At 42.2% G+C, this 24,902-nt stretch carries 20 protein-coding genes and 1 other RNA gene; 4 read left to right on the top strand and 17 right to left on the bottom strand.

Annotated features, from left to right (window positions below; translation table 11 throughout):
* The first annotated feature begins 111 nt into the window (after positions 1-111).
* Together AC4E96_RS03690 and rsmS are read left to right on the top strand one after the other, a co-directional pair.
* Positions 112-381, top strand: a complete 270-nt coding sequence (locus AC4E96_RS03690; RefSeq protein WP_488031893.1) for a late competence development ComFB family protein — start codon at positions 112-114, stop codon at positions 379-381.
* Between the two features lie 39 nt (positions 382-420).
* Positions 421-585: a pleiotropic regulatory protein RsmS gene (gene rsmS, locus AC4E96_RS03685; RefSeq protein WP_488031894.1), complete on the top strand. Its 165-nt coding sequence runs from the start codon at positions 421-423 to the stop codon at positions 583-585.
* Between the two features lie 105 nt (positions 586-690).
* Here the strand turns inward: rsmS and AC4E96_RS03680 are convergent, their stop codons facing one another.
* The 4 genes from AC4E96_RS03680 to ffs all read right to left on the bottom strand — a co-directional run bounded on the left by AC4E96_RS03680 (position 691) and on the right by ffs (position 4,417).
* Positions 691-1,860, bottom strand: a complete 1,170-nt coding sequence (locus AC4E96_RS03680; protein ID WP_490254936.1) for an ABC transporter permease — start codon at positions 1,858-1,860, stop codon at positions 691-693.
* On the bottom strand, positions 1,857-2,591 hold the full coding sequence (locus tag AC4E96_RS03675; RefSeq protein WP_490254935.1) for an ABC transporter ATP-binding protein: 735 nt from the start codon (positions 2,589-2,591) through the stop codon (positions 1,857-1,859). Before AC4E96_RS03675 ends, AC4E96_RS03680 begins: the two co-directional genes overlap by 4 nt.
* Positions 2,592-2,600: 9 nt before the next feature.
* Complete coding sequence (locus tag AC4E96_RS03670) at positions 2,601-4,085, bottom strand: alpha/beta fold hydrolase (protein ID WP_490254934.1); 1,485 nt, start codon at positions 4,083-4,085, stop codon at positions 2,601-2,603.
* Between the two features lie 235 nt (positions 4,086-4,320).
* Positions 4,321-4,417, bottom strand: an RNA gene (gene ffs, locus AC4E96_RS03665) — signal recognition particle sRNA small type.
* Positions 4,418-4,662: 245 nt separating this feature from the next.
* Here ffs and AC4E96_RS03660 point away from each other — a divergent pair.
* Positions 4,663-5,829: a patatin-like phospholipase family protein gene (locus AC4E96_RS03660; RefSeq protein ID WP_488031898.1), complete on the top strand. Its 1,167-nt coding sequence runs from the start codon at positions 4,663-4,665 to the stop codon at positions 5,827-5,829.
* Here AC4E96_RS03660 and AC4E96_RS03655 read toward each other — a convergent pair.
* Positions 5,826-7,808, bottom strand: a complete 1,983-nt coding sequence (locus tag AC4E96_RS03655; RefSeq protein WP_488031899.1) for a monovalent cation:proton antiporter family protein — start codon at positions 7,806-7,808, stop codon at positions 5,826-5,828. The two genes, AC4E96_RS03660 and AC4E96_RS03655, sit on opposite strands and share 4 nt — an antisense overlap.
* A gap of 182 nt (positions 7,809-7,990) precedes the next feature.
* Here AC4E96_RS03655 and AC4E96_RS03650 point away from each other — a divergent pair, with 182 nt between their 5' ends.
* Positions 7,991-8,884, top strand: a complete 894-nt coding sequence (locus AC4E96_RS03650) for a GGDEF domain-containing protein (RefSeq protein ID WP_488031900.1) — start codon at positions 7,991-7,993, stop codon at positions 8,882-8,884.
* Here AC4E96_RS03650 and tilS read toward each other — a convergent pair.
* The 12 genes from tilS to ispC form a co-directional block, all read right to left on the bottom strand.
* Complete coding sequence (gene tilS / locus AC4E96_RS03645) at positions 8,871-10,232, bottom strand: tRNA lysidine(34) synthetase TilS (protein WP_490254933.1); 1,362 nt, start codon at positions 10,230-10,232, stop codon at positions 8,871-8,873. The two genes, AC4E96_RS03650 and tilS, sit on opposite strands and share 14 nt — an antisense overlap.
* A gap of 200 nt (positions 10,233-10,432) precedes the next feature.
* Positions 10,433-11,389 carry an acetyl-CoA carboxylase carboxyl transferase subunit alpha gene (gene accA / locus AC4E96_RS03640; protein WP_488031902.1) on the bottom strand — a complete coding sequence of 319 codons (957 nt, stop codon included), beginning with the start codon at positions 11,387-11,389 and terminating at the stop codon, positions 10,433-10,435.
* Between the two features lie 52 nt (positions 11,390-11,441).
* Positions 11,442-14,942, bottom strand: coding sequence for a DNA polymerase III subunit alpha (gene dnaE, locus AC4E96_RS03635; protein WP_490254932.1), 3,501 nt, complete (start codon positions 14,940-14,942; stop codon positions 11,442-11,444).
* 92 nt (positions 14,943-15,034) lie between these two features.
* A complete protein-coding gene (gene rnhB, locus AC4E96_RS03630) occupies positions 15,035-15,661 on the bottom strand; it encodes a ribonuclease HII (protein ID WP_490254931.1) in 627 nt (208 codons plus the stop codon).
* 26 nt (positions 15,662-15,687) lie between these two features.
* The gene (gene lpxB / locus AC4E96_RS03625; protein WP_490254930.1) at positions 15,688-16,863 is read right to left on the bottom strand and encodes a lipid-A-disaccharide synthase; all 1,176 of its coding nucleotides are present in this window, start codon (positions 16,861-16,863) and stop codon (positions 15,688-15,690) included.
* Positions 16,864-16,885: 22 nt separating this feature from the next.
* Positions 16,886-17,647 carry an acyl-ACP--UDP-N-acetylglucosamine O-acyltransferase gene (lpxA, locus tag AC4E96_RS03620; protein ID WP_490254929.1) on the bottom strand — a complete coding sequence of 254 codons (762 nt, stop codon included), beginning with the start codon at positions 17,645-17,647 and terminating at the stop codon, positions 16,886-16,888.
* 31 nt (positions 17,648-17,678) lie between these two features.
* A complete protein-coding gene (gene fabZ / locus AC4E96_RS03615) occupies positions 17,679-18,143 on the bottom strand; it encodes a 3-hydroxyacyl-ACP dehydratase FabZ (protein ID WP_488031907.1) in 465 nt (154 codons plus the stop codon).
* A 26-nt stretch (positions 18,144-18,169) separates the two neighbouring features.
* Positions 18,170-19,219 carry a UDP-3-O-(3-hydroxymyristoyl)glucosamine N-acyltransferase gene (gene lpxD, locus AC4E96_RS03610; protein WP_490254928.1) on the bottom strand — a complete coding sequence of 350 codons (1,050 nt, stop codon included), beginning with the start codon at positions 19,217-19,219 and terminating at the stop codon, positions 18,170-18,172.
* A gap of 70 nt (positions 19,220-19,289) precedes the next feature.
* Positions 19,290-19,793: an OmpH/Skp family outer membrane protein gene (locus AC4E96_RS03605; protein ID WP_488031909.1), complete on the bottom strand. Its 504-nt coding sequence runs from the start codon at positions 19,791-19,793 to the stop codon at positions 19,290-19,292.
* Positions 19,794-19,824: 31 nt separating this feature from the next.
* Complete coding sequence (bamA, locus tag AC4E96_RS03600) at positions 19,825-22,302, bottom strand: outer membrane protein assembly factor BamA (RefSeq protein WP_488031964.1); 2,478 nt, start codon at positions 22,300-22,302, stop codon at positions 19,825-19,827.
* A 40-nt stretch (positions 22,303-22,342) separates the two neighbouring features.
* Complete coding sequence (gene rseP, locus AC4E96_RS03595; protein ID WP_490254927.1) at positions 22,343-23,704, bottom strand: sigma E protease regulator RseP; 1,362 nt, start codon at positions 23,702-23,704, stop codon at positions 22,343-22,345.
* Positions 23,704-24,900 carry a 1-deoxy-D-xylulose-5-phosphate reductoisomerase gene (gene ispC / locus AC4E96_RS03590; RefSeq protein ID WP_488031911.1) on the bottom strand — a complete coding sequence of 399 codons (1,197 nt, stop codon included), beginning with the start codon at positions 24,898-24,900 and terminating at the stop codon, positions 23,704-23,706. Before ispC ends, rseP begins: the two co-directional genes overlap by 1 nt.
* Between the last annotated feature and the right edge of the window lie 2 nt (positions 24,901-24,902).

The following is a 24,902-nucleotide window of genomic DNA, read 5'->3' as shown; positions in this document are numbered from 1 at the left end:
AGGTCGAATGAGAAAGCCCGATTAAATATTAGTGGCGTATCCGACTTTCTTTGTCCAAACTATTAACATTCAAAGAAAAGTTAAAACTCATTATTTCAAGGAATAAGCCTCATGCAGATGTCGAATGATATTCACAACTACTATGAAAAGCTGGTCGTTGACTACATTGCAGCTCACAAACTCGATACTAAGTACTCAGAAGAGTTTATCGCTGACATGTGTTGTATTGTATTGAACCAACTCCCTTCAAAATACATTCGCCACGAAGTAGATATGGCATTTTATTTACCACAAGCCGAACGATATGAGATGGAAATGAATGTTAGAGAAGCCATTGGACGAGCTCTTGAGTTCATGAACTCAAGAGAAAACAGAGACTAAATTTCAAACTCAATTGTAGCCTAAGGTGTGAGTAAATTAATGAGCGAAGTTAAGCAAAGCAGTCAATTGCAAAATGCTCCAGAACACGTGCAGTTAGCGGTCGATTTGATCATGTTGCTCGAGTCTAATGACATCGACGTCGATACTGCATTGGCCGCACTCGAAATCGTAAAATCAGATTTAGAAAACAAAAAAGCACGATAATAATCGTGCTTTTAGTTTGATTTAGCGAAAAGACACTTCAAGGCTTGCGCTCAGTGATAGTAACGTAGCCTTGTCACCAACCTACCCGCTAATGTGGTGGTCTAATTAAAGACCCAAAACTACTTTCTCCGAGCGCAGAGATCTCGCCGTAAACAAGCTAATGCCCAAAGACACTATCAGCGTCACCACAAAGCCCATTGCGACAGGTAAGTAACTTTCCAGCTCGCCACGTACCAACTGACTAATTGCCTGTTGTTGAGTGATAACTGGAATCCACTGTAACAGTTCGTGTTTGTATTCCATCATCTCTATCATCATCGGAATGACAGTCGGGATAGCCAGTGAATACTGAATGTAAGACTGTGCTTCTTTAAACGACTTTGCATGGAATGCACTCGCCAACTGAAATGACGCAGCAAATAGGGTCAATGGTAATAGAATCAACCAAATTTTTAGCGCTAGAACCGCATCAAAGTTAAACGCCATTCCAATCTTGTGTAATGGCACAAATGGGAATAAAACAGCAGTTAGTACTAACGTTAATGTCGCGCCTGCCATACCAAATAAAGCGGTATTGATCGTTTTGGCAGCAACGACATCAAACGTCGATACTGGTTGCATTAACAACAATTCTAAAGAATTTCTCTCACGTTCACCCGCACTGCTATCAATGGCCACATTGGTTGAGGAGATAAATACCGACATTAGGATAAATACCGCCATCATGCCCAACAACATGCCAGATTTTGATTCAGGTGTACTGGTGTCTCTATCGGTTACTTTAATTGCATTGGCAACATTTGGTGAAATACCGCGAGCAATTAACCTCATTTGAACCACGGCACCTTGATATTGATTTAATACCTTTTTAACGCGGCTGACTTTGCTTCTTGCATCCTTTTCTGAGTGATCTGTGGTGATGACTACTTCTGCTGGTTTTGCTTTCGCCAAGTTCTCTGCAAACGACTCGTCAAATCGTATAACAATGCCAGAGTGCGTTTCTGACTCTCCATCCACTTCAATTTTGTCGCCTTCTTCCGGCATATCGAAATGTTTGATATCCGCACGGTCGAACAGCTCTACAATCTGTGGAGCCAGCTCCGCATTCTCAATATCAACATACAAGGTGTCTTGTGAACGCGACTGTTCTATAGAAAATGAAAACATCGCTACCATTATGAATGGGCCAATCATCGCACCTAACAAGGCAGCGGTGACGGAGCGTTTGTCACGAACCGAGTCTAGAATTTCCTTTTTTAATAATGCCCAAATCATGCTGCAATTCCCTCATCCGTACCAATTAATTTTACAAATGCTTCTTCCAGAGATGTTTCACCGGTTCTCTCGCATAGTTCTTCTGGCGTACCTTCACCCGCTATTTCACCATTAGAGATAACAATAACTTTGTCACAAAGTGCTGCGACTTCTTGCATCACATGAGAGGAAAATAGAATACAAATACCTTGTGCTTTTAAATCACTTAAAATATCTCGTAAAATCCGGGTACTCATAACATCAAGGCCACGAGTTGGCTCATCGAGAATCAAGTTTTTAGGCTCGTGAACTAGGCTCTGTGCTAAAACCACCTTCATTCTTTGGCCTTGTGAAAAACCCTCACAACGTCTATCCGCAATATCTTCGATACTTAACTTTTGGATTACCTTATCCACTGCGGCAGCAAGCGCGTCTCCTGCTAAACCGTGTAGACCTGCAAAATAGCTAATTTGTTCGCGAGCCGTTAGGCGCTCATATAAGCCAAACTTATCAGGGAAAATACCAATGTGTTTACGAGCACCACGAGGGTCGACAGAACTGTCAACACCATTGATGATACCAACACCGCCATCGGCTTTTAATAGTCCGTAAAGGACGCGAAGAGCGGTAGTTTTACCGGCACCATTTGGCCCTAGTAGACCAGTAATCTGGCCATCTTGTGCGCTAAAGCTCAAATTGTTCAGAGCCTTAAAGTCACCAAACGATTTTTCTAAATTTTTAACTTCTAACATGACTCGCTCCTACTTCAATTGGTTCTGATCGATTAAGAACATCAACTTGCGTTGCTCTTCGGCACATTCAAAATCTAACTCTTCAAAAGAACCTGATTTTATGAAGTCATTAATTGGTTCGATACATTGAGAGAATGAGGCAACGTGAGCAGCCTGCTTGATTAATACATGCTTAGCATTGGTCAATGTTTCCATTGCCAAATCACCATAAGCAGGAGGCGTCACTGGATCGTAATCACCCGAGAATAACAAAACAGGTACGTCTGTTTTTAACGGTTCGTTATAACCTGCTTCAGGTTGCCAGTTTGGCCAAGCGTCACAACTCTCTGCCATCGCCTCATAGAATTGACCACCTTGGAAATAATTGTCAGCGTCTTTTTCAACTTCGGCTTGTGAAACACGAGGAAGATCTTCATTACAAATGATATTCATAATTAGACCTGAATAAATTTGCCCTGGAGCACGTTCCATATCAGCTTGACGACCGATCATAGCCGCAAGCGGACGATAATCACCATTAGCCGCTCGATTTACAACGTAAGGGACTAAAACTCGACTACCTAAGTTATAAAGAGGCATACGAATTTCATTGATGACTTTTGTTGGTGTCAATACAAGTGTACTTGGCTCACCGGTCAATGGATGATACATATCGACGCTGACCGGTCCCTCTTTTAGACTATCGATAAGCGTTAAATAGTCTTGCTTTAAATTGGGAAAGGCGCTGTTACAAGCTGGTGTTTGTTTACAGTCTTGGACTAACATGTCAAAAGCGCGTTCACCTGATTTACCAAACAAACCAATCACCAATTGTAATGGTGCATTACTGTCCAAAACTGCGGTATTGATGGACTCAGGAAACTGCTGCAGGTAAGTAAAGCCAGCGCGAGTACCATATGAACCACCGAATATGTTTACTTTTTTGTAACCAAGTGCGGCACGGACGACTTCTAAATCTTTGATATGGTCGATAGAGTTATAACTAGGTAGATGGAAATCAGACAACTTAGCGACACATTTCGCCATTTCCTCTTTTAAATCGGTTACTGAGTCATCGTAACTCAATGGATCAACATCGAGCGTTTCACATTCTAATGCGTTTGAGCCACCAGTTCCGCGTTGATCAACCAATAAAATATCGTGTTGTTGTCGAACACTCTCCAATAATTGATTCATGCTTCCAGCAAGTTCCGTTGCCGCTTGTCCAGGACCACCTGCTAAGAAGATAACCGGTAGTTCGGTGCTTTCTTCTTTGAACTTAGGTAATAAAACTATATTTAAGTCAATTTTGTTGTCGGGCGATAAAGGCTTTGAGCGGTCTTCTGCTACGGCATATGTACCACATTTGACTTTACTGGTAATTCCATCAACGAAGCAGTCTTCTAACTCAAGTGAGGGGCTTTTTTGTGGTTGATTAGCTTGCAATGGCATTGCGCTGAGAGATGCTCCTAACAATGCACAGAGTAACCCCAACCGCGATAGAACGGATGTCATGAATGAACTCCTTTTTCTTTTTATATTCTAAGCTTTCGACTCAAATAAGTTCGAGCCGTAGCAACATAATCTAAAAGATAACATTTTTTGGCCAAATAGTGAGGCCAAACTTTAAAAATCGAGCAGAATTATACGCTTAAATTCGCACAAAAATAATAAAGGAGAAAGGTCTTTGCGAAGAATTGAGTAACAAAATGTTACGCTAAATGAAATAAGATTTTGGGATTGGTGGCACCTCCACCAGCCACATCCCGGCACACGAGTCACTAGCTGTGGCTGCTCCCTTCCGGGCCTGACCAGGTTAACCAGCTATCGTTGCGAGAGAACCAATGGAGATACCATTATGAACTCGATCTCTACCAACACATTAATGAACCAGCTTCGATCGGCGCGAATTATTACGTAATCTACTTACAGTTGCAAGGGTAATTAATCAATCACTCTTTGATTGGTTAATTATTGAGTAACCACTATTTTATGCTAGCTTTATAACGTATTCTGATAAATATAAGGTTGATACTCTAAGACCAATGTATTTCCCAGTAATATGGACAGTTCCAATAGGACAAATTAAAAGATGTTATTTAGCCAAGCCAAAGCACCTTCCACTGTAGGTTTAATTTTGTCTGGAGGCGGTGCCCGAGCCGCCTATCAAATTGGCGTTTTAAAAGCCATTGCCGCACACCTTCCTCGAAACCAGAAATCACCATTTAAAATCATTAATGGTACCTCTGCAGGCGCCATTAATGCGGTCTCATTGGCAACTCATGCGTCGTGTTTTCATTTGGGTGTAAAAAAGTCAGAATGGGTTTGGAAGAACTTTAAAACGGAACAAGTTTATGTGAGTAGTTGGACTGGCGTTTATTCACATTTATTCAAGAATTTTCTTTCTCGATTTAGTAAACGAGGACAAGACCGTGCGACAAGTTTATTAAATAATGAGCCGCTTAAGGCCTTGCTAAAACAAGTCGTTAATTTTCAGCGTATCGATAGAAATATATTAACGGATCACTTAAGCGCGATTTCTGTTACCGCTTCGTGTTACAGCGACGGTAATTCTATTTCGTTTTTTCAAAGTAAAGACAGTAATGAGTGGACACGGGCCAAGAGAAAAGGCGTTAAAACCGTGCTCACTCCTCGTCACTTGCTAGCATCAGCTGCGATTCCTTTGGTATTTCCAAGCGTAAAAATTGGTAATAGTTATTACGGTGATGGGGCCATTCACCAATTATCACCACTAAGCCCTGCGATTCATTTAGGTGCCAATAAAATATTAATAATTGGCGTGGCCCAGCCCAGTGACGACAAATACTATGGCCACTCTGAGTTCCACCCAAATTCGGCAGCGATTACGGGGCATTTATTAGATACTGTATTTACCGATTCAATGAATTCGGATCTTGAGCGTCTAGAGAGAATAAACCAAACATTAGAGCACGCAAGTGAAGAAAAAACTGGCCTAAAAAAGGTTGATACACTAGTGATTAACCCAAGTCGTAACTTCAACCAAATAGCACAAAATTATTATCGCCATTTGCCACCAGCAATTCGCTTTTTGATGCGCTTTTTTGGCGTAAAACAAAACTCCGAATCCGCGTTATTAAGTTACATTTTGTTTGAAAAGCCCTTTACCGAAAAGCTCATTCAAATTGGTTATGAGGATGGGTTGGAACGTATAGACGAAATATTAGAATTTTTGGAACTCGAGAAATACACCCGAGCTCCACATAAGGCCGCTGTTTAACCTGTTAAAACAAACCGCTCTGCTCGCTCTACCCTTCTAGGTTTACCTTTAACAACAAGAATATCTTGCGCCTTCAAAACCGTATCAGGTTTTGGTGAAGATATTTCTTGGTTGTCACGACGCAGGCCAACAATTTCTACCCGCCTTTCTTCAAGTTTTAAACTAGCAAGCGTTTTGCCCACGGCGTACGCAGAGCTCGAAATGTTAATGGCGTGAATAAACTCTAATAGATCTCGTTTATCAGCTGACAAGTCTGTGGTTTCACCTTGATAGAATCCGTGCATTTGGCCGTAACGATTTTCACGCTCTTTTCGAATTCGTCGTAAAACTCGAGACATTGGAACACCAGACTCAAATAACACTTGAGAAACCAACATCAAACTTCCTTCTAGCGCTTCCGGTACGACTTGGTCAGCTCCCTCATCGAGAATAAACGCCATGTGCTCATCAGACTTAGTACGTACCATGATTCGAGCACTAGAAGACAGTGATTTAACGTTATTGATGACGGTTTGAGTTTTGGTCAAATCACCAAACGTCACCACCACAAGCTTGGCTTTATCAACATTAACCGCTTTGAGAATAGCTTTATCTCTCGCATGACCATACTGGACGTTTTCACCCGCAGCTTGCGCTTCTGCTACTCGTATTGGGTCGACATCGAGAACCACAAAAGGCACCGCTTCCGAACGCAAAAAGCGACTAACCGTTTGGCCTACTCGACCAAACCCGCAAATTATTACGTGATCACTTAGGTTGGTTTCAAATTCGACTTCTTCTTGTTGCTCGATAAAGTCTTCGTTTTTAACGCCAAACAAGCGCCCACCAGCATTTATAATTTCTTTGTCTTTACTAATGATTAGTGGCGTTACGGCCATACTGAGTACACCGATGCCAAGCAATGCAGCCGATATATCAGGAGAAAGGATATTAAACTGCTGCGCCAGTGCCACCAATACAAAACCAAACTCACCCATCTGGAATAACATTAACCCCGTCGCCCAGCCATCTTCACTTCGCTGCCCGGCTAGCACCGCCAAATGTCTAATGATTACCGTTTTAATTAGCAGCAGTAACGCAATGCCTGACAAAATAAGTGGCCACTGGTTCAGCATTGCATTGAGGCTTAACTCCATCCCAACACTAATAAAAAACAAGCCCATTAAAATATCCCTAAATGGCCTTATGTCCGCCTCCAATTGATGTTTATATTGCGATTCACTGAGCATCATGCCAGCCAAAAATGCACCTAACGCCATCGACAAACCAAAGAAATTAGTCAACGTCCCAGCTAATACAGTTACCAATATTGCCGTCAGTACAAACAGCTCATCAGTGCGAACTTGCGCGACTTGATTGAATAAGCGTGGTAGTACCCACTTACCAACCGATAAGAGGATCGTTACGACGACAGCACCTTTAGCCAATGCAGTTAAAATCGCAAACATCACGCTCCCTTCGCTATCAGCACCGAGAAGCGGTATTGCGATTAGAAAAGGTACAACGGCTATATCTTGAAATAATAAAATAGAAATGGCGATTTGACCGCGTTTGGTTTGAGTAAGTCCAGACTCATTGAGCGTCTTAACGACAACCGCAGTTGAGGACAAAGCAAAGATACTACCTATAACAAACGCACTCGCCCAAGTCTGGTTAAGTGACACGACAAGTAACATTACGATCATCAAGGTCAGGATGACTTGGGCGCTACCAACACCAAATACCAAATGTCGCATGGCCAATAATTTGGGAATAGAGAACTCAAGACCAAGACTGAATAACAAGAAAACAATCCCCAACTCAGCAACCAAAACCAAGTCTTTAGGTTCAGAGATAACAGATAGAACTTCTGGACCAGCAATCACACCAGCAATTAAGTAAGCCAAAATAGCGGGTAAACGCAATCGCTTAAACAACCAAACCGTAAACACGGAGGTCGCCAATAAAACAATCAGCTCCACAAAAAAACCGTGATCCATAATCTGCCATTTTCTCCTAAAACATTGGCAATCAATTGCCGTCGAATTTTTGTCAGTGTAGCAGAATAATTAATCAGTTTTGCCTTTTTCTATTGGAATCATGTTATTGCAAAACTGGCACGACTTTCGCTTATCACAAGACATTACTATTTTTATTAAAGCGACTCGCTTTGGGAGACCAGATGGATTACATCAGTCATTTAGACGTAATCAACACCGACTCAAAGTCTAATTTTGTGTCTGGTTGGACGGGTTATAACTCGACCGTACAGGATCCTGCGTCGTTAACGGAACAACTGCAAACTACGCTGGATATTGAGCAGCTACTTGCAATCTATGTCAATGCAATTGGCGCAAGTCACAAGGTTTCAGGTGTTGAACTCGACACCTATCACGGAAAGTTTAGCGCAGGAAAGGTAGATTCGACACTATTTGAGTTAGCACTACCGATTCAAATTGACGATAGACTAATGGGTCGAGTGAACTATTACTCGGTCAAGCCGGTAACTGATATTTTGTTGTCATCATTGAGTAATTTTCAAAAGCGTTTGGTATTTCCGTTGAGAAACGCCTTAGCATTTTGGCAGTTACAACAATTAGCATTAAAAGATCCGTTGACCAATATCGGCAATCGAGCTAACTACGATGACAGTATTGGTCGTGCTATTTGTTCAGCCAAGCGACATGCAACACCGTTTACCCTAATGTTGTTAGACCTTGATAATTTTAAACAAGTCAATGATGGTTACGGTCACTTAATTGGAGATGAAATTTTAATTAAGTTTACTCAAATGTTAAAAGATAGCATCCGAGGTACTGATCAAGCGTTCCGATTTGGTGGCGATGAATTTGCAATCATATTGGATGGTCAAGACATTAATTCGGCGCTTGCTGTAGGTGAGCGCTTACAGTCTAGTATCGACGATTCTGACATCTCGTTAAAATACAGCGTTGGTGTGAGTGTCGGCTGCGCCGTTTTTGAATCGATGGATACAACAAGCAGTCTTTTTGCCAAGGCAGATAAGGCGCTGTACGCTGCCAAACACGCCGGTAAAAACTGTATTATGTCAGCCTAATACTGACTTGCGACTGGTAGTTTATGTCAGTCGCATACCCTACAACACTGACCACATCGATTCCATTTAAATAGACAGGTACGAAGGCTCTCAACCAAGCTGGGCAGCCTTTTTGCTTTAATAACTGGGATATTTTTTTGGTGCCCGAATTAGCGTTTGGTTGCAACGTCAATTTAGTGTGATCAAAAACTAATTTTAGTTCTTCTGATTCCACACCCTTTATCGTAAGCTGTGTTGCCAACTGCTCTTTTCTCGTCGTTAATTCCTGCTCGGAGACTAAAAATAATGTCTCTTTAAAACGTCGAACAGTAAAGCCATTGAGTAACAATTCTGGTTGCTTGTCTTTTTTAGCCTCAATGACAGAAGTCATTAACTGCTCAAGGCCCTTTGATGTTGGTGGTTTTCCCGTTACCTGGTTTACAAAAAGTCGGATTAGCGGTCTTTGTTTAATTTGTGGCAAATCGAATAGCGCCTGTAAATCTAGGCCTCTAAATTGAAACAAATGGGTCTGCACACCGTCTACCTCTTCAAGCTGGCCAAACGAATGCGTTACAATTAGTGGCGCTAAATCCTGATTTAAATACTCAGCTAACAAGTCTCCTTCTTCTTGGAGGTGCTGAGTGGACTTGTAAACGGCATCGATAAAATGCGGCCATCGTTGAATATATGCCGGTGTAATTCGGTGACGAATAAAGTTGCGATCAAACTCTACGTTTTGATTAGACTCATCTTCTACCCACTCCAAATTGTTGTCTGTTGCGTATTCAACGAGAAAATTTTGTGAGTAAGGAAGTAAAGGTCTTGCGAGTCTAATGCCTTTTTCGGAATAAGACTCTACTGGAAGTTTTGTAAGCTCACGCATCGCACCCAATCCATTTACTCCAGCCCCTCGACTTAACCTCAACAAAAACGTTTCAAATTGATCTTGTTGATGATGCCCTGTTAATACCACAGCCTGTGACGGCGCGAGTTCAGCTATCGCTTTATATCTTGCATCTCTGGCCTGTTGCTCTAAAGAGTGCTGACTCTGCTTTTTAAGTGACAACGTTTCTGTTTGTAACTCTACCTGGTTGAACTGACAAAATCGTGTAACAAAGCTTTGCCAATCTTTTGCATTTGAGCTCAAACCATGATTGACATGTATCGCACTAAGGTTGATATCTTGGTCAATACTGCGCCTTATTTCTAACATTACACTGAGCATCACCATAGAATCCAATCCACCGCTCAAGGCTACGACTAATGGTCGCCCTAACAAGTTGTTTGATTGCAAAAAGCCAAACACGTGGTTTGCTAATGAACCACTAGCAAAATCTGCTTGGTTTTTGGTTTGATTATGTGAGCTCATACAAGGACTTAATAGAATAAACAAAGGCTGTGTTTATTATGCGTGCTAGAAGCAGATAAGTAAAAGCCACCGGGTGAATCAGTCACCAGATGGCTTTTAATTTTTACTTTACTATCAAGTTTTATTTAGCGCGATGACATTCAAAACCTAAATTTCAAATTAGTCGCTTTGATATTGCGCTTAATGCTTTTCTCTACAACTTATAGGTAACCAAACGCCATAAGTCGCTCGTAACGCTTATCTAATAACTCTTCTTTAGATAAGGTTCTAAGGTCAGTTAAGTCTTGTTTGATACGTTGCTTTAAATTTGCGGCCATCTTGTCCATATCACGGTGTGCACCACCTAATGGCTCTTTAACGATATTATCAATCAAGTCTAACTCTTTGATTTTAGCGGCTGTAATACCCATAGCTTCCGCAGCATCTGGCGCCTTTGCTGCGCTCTTCCATAAAATAGACGCACAACCTTCTGGAGAAATTACCGAGTACGTTGAATATTCAAGCATATTTACACGGTCACCAACACCAATCGCTAATGCACCACCAGAACCACCTTCGCCAATTACGGTACAAACGACGGGAACTTTAAGACCAGACATGACTTTCAAGTTACGTGCAATCGCTTCACTTTGGCCACGCTCTTCTGCGCCGATACCTGGATAAGCACCCGGTGTATCGATGAAGGTAATGATTGGCATATCAAAGCGCTCGGCCATTTCCATTAAGCGCAATGCTTTACGGTAGCCTTCTGGCTTTGGCATACCAAAGTTACGTTTAATCTTTTCAGCAGTATCACGGCCTTTTTGTTGGCCTATAATCATCACTGGCTCATCATCTAAACGAGCAATACCACCAACGATGGCTAGATCGTTTGCATAAGTGCGGTCGCCTGCTAGCTCATCGAACTCAGTGAAAATACGTTCAATGTAGTCTTTTGTGTATGGACGCAATGGATGACGTGCAATTTGCGCAACTTGCCATGCCCCCAAATTGTTAAAAATCTTTTCTGTTAACTCACGATTTTTTTCTTTTAGGTTAGAAATTTCTTCTTCTAACCCTAAGTCCAGTTCGCCACCGCGGTTAACGCTTTGTAACTCATTAATTTTTGCTTCTAATTCTGCAATCGGCTGTTCAAACTCAAGATAATTGAGACTCATTTTACCACCAGTTATTAATTTAAACGGCCAAGCTCAATCCCAAGCTCAGCTTCTAGAATTCCAATTTCGGCTCGATGGCCAAGTTCTCATGTATGTCTATCAATAATTGTTCATCAGGACTAACCCGCCACGCTGTACCAAGTTCGAGTTCAGCGCTAGCCACCTGATTTTGATAGCTAATACGAATGGGTGTTGTGCCATCTTTGTACGGTAATAATATTCGCTTTAATTTGTCCATTACAGTTGTTGCTTGTTGCTCACTTGCGACATCTAGCTTGATGTTGCGGACAAATTTTTCACGGGCTACGGTCAAAGACATCACATCACGCGCAGTCATTGTATTGCCGTCACTAAAATTATCAAAGCTGACCTGTCCAGAAACGACGACAATTTGACCAGTTTGCAACAAATCTTGGAACATTTCGAACTGTTCGGGGAATAACCGGAAATCTAAACGACCACTTTTATCATCAATTGTGACCAAAGCCCACTTTCGACCTTTTTTATTGACAAGAACTCGCATATCGATGATCAAGCCACAAACTGTGACACTTTGGTCACGCCTTGTCGGTTCGACTTCAGATAATTTAATTTTTGTGTAGTGACGCAGCTCTTTTCGATAAGCGTTAATTGGATGACCTGTTAAAAACAGTCCAAGGGTATCTTTCTCACCTTGCAGCCAAACCGCATCAGACCAAGGAGCGGCTTCTTTAAATTGAGGTTTTACTTCCTCGTGTGAGGTATCGAATAACCCAAATAAGTCTTCTTGACCCACATCGGCGTTTTTGGCGTGTTGTGTTGCCGCCTTCATGGCATCTTCTAGGCTTGCCATTATCACGCTACGGTTTTCTTGACTGTGTGGCTCTGGGCCTAGTTGATCAAGGGCACCGGATAACACTAGTTTTTCCATTACGCGTTTGTTGATTCGTTTAACATCAACTCGTGAACAAAAATCAAATAAGTCTTTAAAGTCACCACCGCTTTCACGCGCCTCAAGGATAGCTTCAACTGGGCCTTCCCCAACACCTTTAATCGCGCCGATACCATAAACAATATGACCTTCATCGTTTACAGTAAATTTGTATTCTCCCGAGTTCACATTTGGTGGCTCGATAACGAGCTTCATGCGGTCACACTCGTCGACTAAAGTAACGATTTTGTCGGTATTATCCATATCGGCTGACATAACTGCCGCCATAAACTCTGACGGATAATGACACTTCATCCATAAGGTTTGATAAGAAACAAGAGCATAAGCCGCCGAGTGAGATTTGTTGAAGCCATAACCCGCGAACTTTTCTACCAAGTCAAAAATCTTCATCGCCAAGTCTGGATCGATGTTGTTTTTCTTGGCACCTTCGGCAAAGGTCCCGCGTTGTTTTTCCATCTCCTCTGGCTTCTTCTTACCCATCGCACGACGAAGTAAGTCAGCGCCACCGAGAGAATACCCCGCCATTACCTGTGCTATCTGCATCACTTGCTCTTGATAGAGAATGATGCCGTACGTCGGCTCGAGAATTTCTTTTAGACAGTCGTGTTGATATTCATGATCCGGGTAAGCAACTTCTTCACGACCGTGTTTACGTTCGATAAAGTTGTCAACCATGCCTGAGTCAAGCGGACCTGGGCGGAATAAGGCTACCAAAGCGATAATATCTTCAAAGCAATCTGGCTGAAGCTTTTTGATTAGGCTCTTCATACCAGACGATTCGAGCTGGAATACCGCGGTTGTTTCAGAATTCATTAACATTCTGAAGCTCGCGGGATCGTCTACCGGGATAGCGGCGATATCGATATAATCTTCTTCGTTTTCGATACGGCTGTTGGCCATATCAATGGCCCATTGCAAAATAGTTAGCGTTCGTAGGCCTAAGAAGTCAAATTTAACCAAGCCGGCCGTTTCAACATCGTTTTTGTCGAACTGTGTAACCGGGTTCTTGCCTTCGTCATCACAATATAAAGGAGCAAAATCAGTAATTTTGGTGGGCGCGATTACAACACCACCGGCGTGCTTACCGGCACCTCGAGTGACACCTTCCAGTTTTCTTGCCATATCGATGAGCTCTTTAGCGTCATCGTCTTGTTGGTAAATTTCTTCAAGTTGAGGCTCGGCTTTCCACGCTTTTTCAAGGGTAATACCCGGATCGCCAGGAATAAGCTTCGAGATGCGATCAACAAAACCAAATGGTAGTCCCATCACTCGCCCAACCGATTGAATAACGGCTTTAGCAGCAAGCGTACCAAAAGTAATGATCTGTGAAACGGCATCTCGCCCGTAAAGTTCGGCAACGTGGTCGATTACCTCATCGCGTCGGTCCATACAGAAATCGACGTCAAAATCCGGCATCGATACACGTTCAGGGTTTAGGAATCGTTCGAATAACAATGCAAATTCGAGTGGATCAAGATCGGTAATTTTAAGCGCGTAAGCAACCAATGAACCGGCACCAGAACCTCGCCCCGGTCCCACTGGAATATTGTTGTCTTTACTCCACTGGATAAACTCGGCAACGATGAGGAAGTAACCAGGAAATCCCATTTGGTTAATAACTTTAAGTTCTATGTCCAAACGCTCATCGTATTCTTTGCGTTTTTCTTTTCGTACTTCAGGGTCCGGAAATAAAAACTCGAGTCGTTCTTCCAAGCCATCTTCCGATACCTTAACTAAGTAGTCGGCTTCGGTCATACCATCTGTCGGACATTCAGGTAGGAAATACGTACCAAGTTGAACCGTAACGTTACATCGTTTCGCTATCTCAACTGAGTTTTGTAATGCCGACGGAATATCAGCAAATAGCTCACACATTTCCTCTTCAGATCTGAGGTATTGTTCGGCACTGTAATTTTTGGGACGATTTTTATCGTCAATCGTCATTTTTTGGTTAATACATACGCGAACTTCGTGCGCTTCAAAATCTTCTGCAGCCATGAAGACAACTTCATTAGTCGCCACCACAGGAATTTGGTGCTTTTCTGCAATGTCGACGGCTTGCTCTATATACATGCCTTCATTTGGGCGTCCCGTGCGGGTTAATTCAATATAGAAATGATCGACAAAGTGAGTCTGATAAAAACTCAGTACTTCATCAATAAGCTTTTGATTGTGTTTGCTCATTGCAAACGCGAGATCACCAGAAAAGCCGCCTGATAAAATGATAATGCCTTCTTTGTGTTCGGCTAGCCATTCTTTATCAATGGCCATTTTCCCTTGGTACGAGCCTCTTAGATATGCCTTTGAGATCAACATGGTTATGTTTTTATAACCATCGTTATTTTTGGCAATTAAGGTTAAGCGAAACAGCGGTTCATCGTCAGCCCGTTTCATCCATACATCAACACCTATAATCGGTTTAATACCAGCGCCATGAGCCCCTTCATAGAACTTAACCAAACCACACAAATTCATTTGGTCTGTTAGCGCCAAAGCCGGCATATTCATCTCTTTGGCTTGCCCCAAAATCTTTTTGACTTTCGCCAAGCCATCCATCATTGAAAAGTCACTATGGACTCTCAAATGAACAAATTTAGGATCGGACGTATTGCTTTGTGACATAGGGGACTCTGATGGTTGTGTTATTGACGTTTCTTGATTCGGCACTTGGTTCTTGAGCTCTATTTATTAGGTAACGTTGACAATTGAGTTAATTATTCCACTAAGCCAAGTGCTTTTTGAACTGGCTTAAAACTTTTCCTATGGTGCGGTGTTGGACCGTATTTGGCAAGCATTTCGAAGTGTAATTTTGTTGGATAACCTTTGTGCTTCGCAAAGCCGTATTCCGGGTGAATTTTGTCGAGCTCAGCCATTTCGTTGTCTCTTTCTACTTTCGCCAAAATCGACGCGGCACTGATTTCAGCGACAAGCCCATCCCCTTTTACCACAGCATTACCTGGCATCGGCAAATTTGGTACGCGATTACCATCGATAAATACGTGTTCTGGTTGTGTGTCTAGCCTTGCAACTGCACGTTGCATAGCAAGCATAGTGGCGTGCAATATATTGAGCTCATCTATTTCACTTGGGTCGGCACGACCAATTGACCAAGACAATGCCTTATCTTTGATTTCTTCAGCTAAGGCGTTGCGCTTTTTCTCCGACAGTTTCTTTGAGTCATTGAGGCCCTCAATTGGTTTATTCGGATCTAAAATAACGGCAGCGGTGACGACATCTCCTACTAAAGGGCCACGTCCTACCTCATCAACACCGGCAATTAAACGCACTTCAGGACGAACATACGTCTGCTCATTCATTATCACTGGGGTTTTTGTTGTCATAATTAATACTCTTCTAATCGGAAATGTTACTTTTGTTTTAACAATTCCCAAATCGACGCCGCCGCTCGTTTACTGGCGTCGCGTTTAATATCGGTGTGTATTTGATGGAAACGCGATTTCATTTCCGTTTGTTCTGTTTTTAACATCGGCAACAAGTGTGAAACCATATTCTCTACTGTCGCGTCTTCTTGAATGAGTTCTTCCACCACTTTTTCACCGGCAAGTAAATTAGGCAATGTAAAAAATTTGGTTTTCATCATTCGTGAGAAGATTTGAAAGCTTAGCCAACTTAGCTTGTAGGCAGTGACCATCGGCGTTTTCATTAACATGGTTTCTAACGTCGCCGTGCCTGATGCTAATAAAACCGCATCTGACGCGCCCATAACGTCACGCGCGTTACCAATAGACACTTGGACATTTAATTCTGCAAATTCGCTATCGATGACGGTTTGGATTTGGTTGCGACGATATTCGTTCACCGTCGGGACTAAAACTTTGAGGTTCGGCACTTTCTGTTGCAGTTCTTTTGCCGTTTGTAAAAACGGACGCAGTAAGAATTTAATTTCTGAACCACGACTGCCAGGAAGAACACCTAGTACTTTATCACTCTGTGCTATGTCTAAGTTCTCGCGACATACCGCTTGCTGATCTTGTAATGGAATTTGATCTGCCAAAGTATGGCCGACAAAGTCACAAGGCATATCGTGTTTGTCATAAAACGCTTTTTCAAAAGGCAGTAAGGCTAGCACCTTATCACACGCCTTTTTGATTTTATTGATACGAGACTGACGCCACGCCCAAACCGATGGGCTCACGTAGTGAACCGTTTTAATACCCTGCTCTTTTAACATTAGCTCTAACCCTAAGTTAAACTCTGGGGCATCAATACCAATCACCACGTCTGGTTGCCACTCGATGAGGTCTTTAGCTAGCTCTTTACGGCGCTTAAGTAAGGGGCGAAGCTGCTTAAGAATTTCGACGAGGCCCATGATAGCCAACTCTTCCATATTGAAATAGCTGTAACAGCCAAGCTTTTGCATCTTAGGGCCTGCTACGCCACGAAATTCAATATCTATCGGTTCGGCTTGATTTGATTGTTGAGCAGATTGATTGGCAAGATCAATAAGCGCCGACATTAAGTCAGCGCCTAGTAAGTCGCCAGAGTGTTCTCCGGCGATAATGCCTATTTTTAATTTCGACATAATTACAGTTGAATTAGACTATTTATCTAATGATACCCCGAGAAGAGTTTTTAATAAATGATGCAAAATCTTCTACACATGGCTCTGATGTATCTAGCTCTGCCAGGGCTTCCGCGACAGTTAACCCTTTGCGATAAACCGTGCGGTAAGCCTTTTTAACTGCGCTGACTTGCTCAGACGTAAAACCGCGACGTTTTAAGCCCTCACTATTCAGTCCTTTTGGTTCGGCTCCATTTCCAGATGCCATCAAATATGGTGGAACATCTTTTACCACGATACTGTTAAGCCCGATAAAAGCGTGCGCACCAATTTTAACAAACTGATGAACACCAACCATACCACCTAGAATAGCCCAGTCACCTACGTGAACATGACCTGCAACACTCGCATTATTTGCAAAAATTACATTATCACCAATCATACAATCGTGAGCGACGTGAGTGTAGGCCATGAACAAGTTATTACTGCCTATTTTGGTCAAGCTTTGATCTTGAATGGTACCGCGGTGAATTGTCACGTTTTCACGAACGATGTTATTGTCACCCATTTCTAAACGAGTTGGCTCACCCGCGTATTTTTTGTCTTGGCAGTCTTCACCGATAGACGAGAATTGGTAAAATTCATTGTTCTTACCAATCTTAGATGGGCCTTTGACAACAACATGAGAGTGAATAACGGTATTATCGCCAATTTCAACATCGTCACCGATTACAGAATAAGGACCAACGGAAACGTTGTTACCTAGTTTTGCTGATTCTGAAATAATTGCTGTTTCGTGTATCAAATCAAGATCTCTTTATATCAATATTAATGGTTTATAAAACGCGGCGAGCACACATAATCTCAGCGCTAGCTGCCAACTTACCATCCACTAGTGCCTCACCCGAGAACTTCCATATACCTCGACGTTCTTTTATGAATTTAACGTGGAAATGCATTTGGTCACCCGGTGTAACTGGGTGTTTAAAACGTGCATTGTCGATTGCTGCAAATAAATATAGCTCATTTGGATCAACTTCACCTTTTTGCGCTTCAATGGTTTTAAAACCAAGTAAACCCGTTGCTTGGGCCATTGCTTCCAAAATCAATACGCCTGGAAAAACTGGCTTCCCCGGAAAGTGACCAGTGAAAATTGGCTCATTGATGGTGACGTTTTTAATCGCGTGAAGCGTTTCACCCTCTTTGTAATCCAAGACGCGGTCTATCAACAACATAGGGTATCTATGTGGTAGATAAGACATGATTTTTTCGATTTCAAATGAATTTAATTGCTCAGACAAAATGTGTCTCCTTACAAAGCTGCAATCTATTTGCTTGGTGCTTGCTTTTCTAGCTCTTTAACGCGACCAAACAAATCGTCTAGTTTTTTATAGCGTGCCGTATTTTTACGCCACTCTTTATTCGTTGTTGCAGGCATCCCCGAGGAGTAGACTCCTGGTTCCTTGATGTCATTAATTACAAATGCACGCCCAGTGATGAAAGCTCTGTCGCATATCGTGATATGACCGACAATTGAGCAGCATCCACCAATGGTGACATTTCTTCCAATTTTGGTACTTCCGGCAATGGCTGTTGCACCAGCCACAACTGAAAAGTCGCCAATTTCGACATTATGTCCTATTTGTATTTGGTTATCTAAAATAACCCCATTGCCGATTACAGTGTCATTGATTGCACCGCGGTCAATGCTTGTTGAAGCACCAATCTCGACACCATCGCCAATGGTCACCCCACCAATTTGTGGGATTTTAATCCAATGTTGATCGCCGTCTTTATTAAGTGGTGCATATCCAAAACCGTCCGAACCTATCACTGTATTTGCTTGAATTAAACATTGCGCACCGATAGTGACATTGTGATAGATGGAGACGTTTGACCATGTTCGAGTGCCTGCGCCGACAATTGTACCTTGCCCAATAACCGTACCTGCTCCGATCTGTACATCATCGTGTAAGACAACGTCCTGTTCGATGACAGTATTTGGTCCAATTGCTACGTTTGCGCCAAGCTTAGCCGACTCGTGAATCACGGCAGAAGGATGAATATTTGTCGCGGGTGCAGGCGTGGTATCGAGTAATTGTGCAACCAGTGCAAAGCCAACGTAAGGATTAGCTAAAACGAGCGCATTACCTTGCCAACTGTCCGTTGAATCTTCGCTTAAGATCACGCAACCAGCCTTACAGCCCTCTAGGTGTTTCTTATACTTTTTATTCGCTAAAAAGGTTATATCGGTGTTGCCTGCGGACTCAATGGTAGATAATTTTGAAATAACAAATTCTTCATCGCCTAAAATAGTGACGGCAAGACCAGCGTGTTGTTCGATATGATCGGCTAGCTGACGAAGGGTATGGCTCATTTAAGATCTCCAGACAAACAAAAACCCACTTTAGAGACTAAAGTGGGTTTCCAAATTAGTAAAAGCTATTTTACTTAATTTTACTCGCTTTTTCGACTACTTGCGCAGAAATGTCTTTCTCAGGTGTAACAAAAGCAACCGATTGTGCTTGTAACACTACGTCAATTTTTTCTTCAGCTGCAACTTGGTCAACCGCTTGTTTAACGATAGCCATGATCTTGTTGCGCTCTTCTGCTTGACGACGACGAATATTTTCTTGAAGTGGCTGTGCTTTAGCTTGGAATTGCTTTTGCATTTCTTCAATCTCACCACGAAGCTTGTCTTGCTGCTCTTGGCTCATTGTCATCGATTCACGTTGGAATTTTTCCATGTTGAACTGAATGTCGCTTTTAAGCTTTTCTACTTCTTCAGCCGCACCAGCAAATTCCTGCTGTAACTGTTGTTGCATTGCCGCCATTTGTGGAAGCTGTGAAACAACTTTCTGAACGTCTACTACTGCAATCGACTCAGCCCAAGCTGAAACCGAAAATAAGATGCCCGTTGTTAAGGCCAAGATTTTTTTTGCTAGTGTCATTTTTTACTCCAAAATTAAAGAACTATTTGTCCTAGAATGTAGTTCCGATATTAAAACTAAATACTTCATGTTTGTCCTCATCATATTCTTTCAAAGGACGTGACCAAGTGAAGACTAGTGGTCCCATTGGCGATAGCCATTGTAAGGAAACACCGCTTGATACACGATAACGACCTGGGTCTGAATAATCAACAATGTTTGTACCCGTACGTTGATCAATCATGCCCTCATAAGCATCGTAATCGAATTCTGTATCCCAAACATTACCCACATCAACAAACACTGATGTGCGCACTGAATTAGCCATCTCATCTTCCAAGAACGGTGTTGGTGTGATTAATTCGATACCACCAAATACAGATGCGTTACCACCGGTAGAACGGAAAGTGGTAGATAATCTATCGTTTTCTGAGCCAATGTAAATAGTGTCCAATTCACCAAGCTCATTAGGGCCACCAACAATCGACGTTAAGGTACGATTAATACCGCGTGGACCAATTGTATTACTTTCAAAACCACGCAGGTCATTCGAGCGCTGCTGGAAGTTCTCCCAGAAAGGTAAAATCTGATCGTTACCATTTAACGAACCGAAGCCATTACCATAGTTAGCTTCTAGTCGAGCCAACACAGTCCAGCTGTGGTCGCGTGACAACGGGAAGTAGAACTTAGAATCAAATGACAACTTAAAGTACTCTACATCCGAACCTGGTGTCGTAACCTTAAGGCCATAGTATTGGCTCGAACCCGCTGAAGGGAAGACTCCTCGGTTTAGTGTATTACGTTGCCAACCAATATTGGCTTCAAGGTTTCTAAATTTGTACTTCGCATCAGGGTCACTTGGGTCGATAAACGGTTCGGTAAACGTTTTAATTTGGTCATAACTTTGCAGTGACGATACTTCTAAGTTTTTGTATGCCAAACCAACGTTAACACGGTTGTTTTCCATTACCGGCCAGCTAAGTGTAGGCCCAACCGTTACCGTCTTACGAGAATAGGTGATTAGGTTAACTTTTGACGCATCGTAGTTACTGTAAGCAATTTGACCACCTAATGAAACACCATCTTCGGTGAAGAAGTTATCCATGTAGTTTAGGGCAATGGTTTGCTGTGCCTTCCAAGTATTAAGTGAAATACCGACTGAGTTACCTGTACCCAAGAAGTTTTCTTGTTGAATAGAAGCATTAAACGCTAAACCTGTGTAGTCACCATAAGACACACCAGCTTGGAATGAACCAGAAGCTTGTTCTTTGACAGTAAACGTAACGTCAACTAGGTCGTCTTCACCTGGAATTTCTTGTACTGCAAATTCAACATTTTCGATGAACTTTTGACGTTGAATGAGTGTTTTAGACAACTCAAGTAAGTTATTCGATAGCGTCGCACCTTCAAACTGGCGTAGTTCACGACGTAATACTTCATCTGACGTTGCATAGTTACCAACAAACTTAATGCGTCTTACATAAACACGTTTGCCAGGTTCAACGTTAATGGTTAGGTCTACTTCTTTGGTTTCATCATTAAGCTGAGGGTAAGTGGTTACTTTCGCGTTTGCATAACCAAAGCGCCCTAAGTACTTCGTCACCATCTCTTCAGCATAAGTCACTAATGAACCGTTGTACGTTTCATCTAACTGAATTGGGATGATCTGTTTGATTAGATCTTCCTGGCCTAAAAGGTCACCGATTAATTCAAAGCTCTTAACCGTATACGGTTCGCCTTCTGTCACGTTAAACGTTACATAAACCGACTCTTTATCTGGACCAATAGATACTTGAGTAGAATCGATGTTGAATCGCAAGTAACCATAATCAAGGTAGTAATCTTTGATGGTTTCCATATCGCCTTGCAAGGCTTGTTTTTGATAACGGTCATTATCAAGGAACTGCCACCAAGCTAGGTTTTGTTTACTTTCGATTTGATTGAGAAGTTCATCATCATTAAAAACTTCGTTGCCGATGATGTTGATTTGACGAATAGAAGCCGCGTCACCTTCATTAAATTCAAATAGAATTTTTACGCGATTACGCGGTAAGTACGTGACCTTAGCTTTTACAGAGGCGTTATATTTACCAACGCTGTGATAAAACTCAACGATTGAGTTTTCTACTTCGGTCAATATGGCTTTATCGAGTGACTCACCAACACGTATGTTGCTGTCTTCAAGACTTTGCATTAGCTGCTCGTCTTTAAGATCGCTGTTACCGTCTAACTCAATTTCACTAATGGTAGGTCGTTCGATAACTTTATAAACCACAACGTTACCGTCACGGTATACTTCTATGTCAGCAAAAAAGCCAGACTCGTAGAGTCGCTTGATTGACTGACCAACATAAAATTCTGAGATATTGTCCCCAACGTTAAATGGGACGTGAGTTAATGCAGCACCGAGCGCCACACGCTGGAGGCCATCTACACGGATATCTTCAATGACAAATTTGTCTTCACTAGCATTCGCTAAAAAGCTTGAACTTACTAATATCAGACCGGCTAAAATTCGTTTCATTATTATTCTAATTCCAATACAACTACTGCATTTCGGTTACAACGCACTATAACCGAGCAAAATCATTAAACAAGGCGATCCCCATAACAAGCATCAACGCGACTGCGCCAAAACGGAATCCCATTTCCTGCACCCTTTCAGAGACAGGCTTTCCTCTGATAAGTTCAATAATAAAATACATTAAATGGCCACCATCTAAGACAGGAAGTGGCAATAAGTTAATGACACCGAGGTTTACACTGATTAATGCCATAAAACTAATAAAATAAATAATCCCAGATTGAGCACTAATTCCAGCACCTTGTGCGATGCTGATAGGGCCACTTAAGTTATCAAGGCCAATGCTTCCGGTAATGAACTTACCAATCATCTTGAATGTTAATTCAATTAATTCCCACGTTTTCACGAAAGAACCAAAAACTGCAGGCAAAATATCATATTGATTAGTAAATACATAGCCCTTTGGCCAAGGTTCTGATTGTGGTGCTATTCCTAAATAGCCTCTAGAAAAACCATCTTCTGTCGGACGGTTCTGCACTTTGACGGAAAAATCTAAAATTTGGGTTTGGCGTTGAACTTGTACATTAACAGATTGATTAGCTGAATTGGCTATTATATCAACCGCTTGATTCCAGTCAGTTATAAGCTTACCGTCTATGGTGACGATTCGGTCGCCCTTTGTAATACCCGCTTCTGCGGCAGGGCCTTTATCATCGATATAGGCTAAAAAAAGCGTTGGACTTGGGCGGTAAGGCGTAATACCCAAACCAGACAAAAGATCACCATCATCAAGCGTCCAATTGTCTGTTTGTAGATATTTGGTCGTAGGTTTTATGATTTGAGCATTGTCGTTGAGCTCGCCAACTTCAACTTGAATCTCTTTATTACCAACCGACTCAATTAAGGCATAGGTTGCTTCTTGCCAACTGATAACCGGTTCGTTGTTTATATGCGTAATAACGTGATTGGACTGGAGACCGCCCTTTTCAGCAATAGATTTTGGCTCAACGTCACCAATAACAGGCTTGATTGCAGGAACGCCATTCAACAACATAATAAATACTAAAAAAATGGCAAAAACGAAATTTGCCATTGGTCCAGCTGCAATTATGGCGATACGTTGCCAGACGTTCTTTTTATCAAAAGCTAAGTGTTCTTCTTGAGATGAAACTTCGTCGACACGTGTGTCGAACATTCGCACGTAGCCTCCAAGAGGAATTGCGCCAATGACGTATTCCGTTCCATCTTTACCCATCCAAGAATATATAGGTTTACCAAAACCAACGGCAAAACGAAGTACCTTAACGCCATTTTTCTTTGCGACCCAAAAGTGTCCGTATTCGTGAACAAAAACTAAAATCCCTAAAGCGAGAATAAAGCTAAATATCGAAACCAATACATCCGTCATCACGACACTCCTCTAAGCTGCCTTGCTTGTAATTGAGCTTCGTGACGCGCTAAAGCATCAAGCGCTAGGATATCTTCAAGCGAGTTTGGCTTGTTCGATGAAAGTTTGTTTAACACAAATTCGTTGATTTGACTTATTGCGTTGAATGAAACATTTTTTGCCAAGAATTCGGCAACGGCTACTTCGTTACTGGCATTAAGTGCAGTTGTGGCACCTTGCCCTAACTTTGACGCTTCAAGTGCCAGTCTCAAATTGGGGAAGCGATTAAAGTCTGGTTTCAGAAAAGAAAAATCTGCGACTTTTGAAAAGTCGAGAGGTTCAACGCCAGATTCAATTCGATTTGGATATGATAACGTGTGGGCGATAGGCGTTCGCATATCAGGCTGCCCCATTTGTGCCAAAACACTACCATCGTTATAACTGACCATAGAGTGAATGATACTTTGAGGGTGAATAATAACTTCCATCTGCTCGAAACTAGCATTAAATAACAATCGAGCTTCGATAAACTCAAGTCCTTTGTTCATCATGGTCGCTGAGTCGACTGAAATTTTAGCGCCCATACTCCAGTTTGGGTGGGCCACAGCCATTTCTGGAGTGATGACATCAAAGGTCGATAAATCACGTTCTAGGAAAGGACCACCCGAGCCCGTTAATAGAATTTTTCGGACCCCTGCCGGACTCAACTCTGCGCCTTGTTGAACTTCTGGCGGTAAACTTTGAAAAATAGCGTTGTGCTCGCTATCGACAGGTAAAAGCTCGGCGCCGTTCTCTCGTACTGCCTTCAAAAACAAGTCACCACTCATGACCAATGCTTCTTTGTTGGCCAGACAAATACGTTTACCTGCTTTAGCGGCAGCCATAGTAGGAATCAAACCTGCGCCACCAACAATAGCCGCCATTACGATATCGACATGAGAGGCACTTGCTACCTCAGATAGTGCATCAACGCCAGTAAGAACGTTAGTTTTAAGACCTGCATTTGTGACTAACGTTGTAAGTGACAAAGCGGCCTGCTCATCGACCATAACGGCAACTTCCGGTTGGTGTTGCTGACAAATTTCGAACATGCCTTCAACATTCGTATTACCAGTTACGGCATACAACTGGAAGTCATTAGGATGACGTTGCATTACGTCTAATGTTGATAATCCGATTGAGCCGGTTGCGCCTAGAATCGTTACATTCTTTGTCATGA

The sequence above is a fragment of the Psychrosphaera sp. genome (genome assembly GCF_982872775.1).
This window is presented reverse-complemented; position numbering and strand designations above follow the sequence as displayed.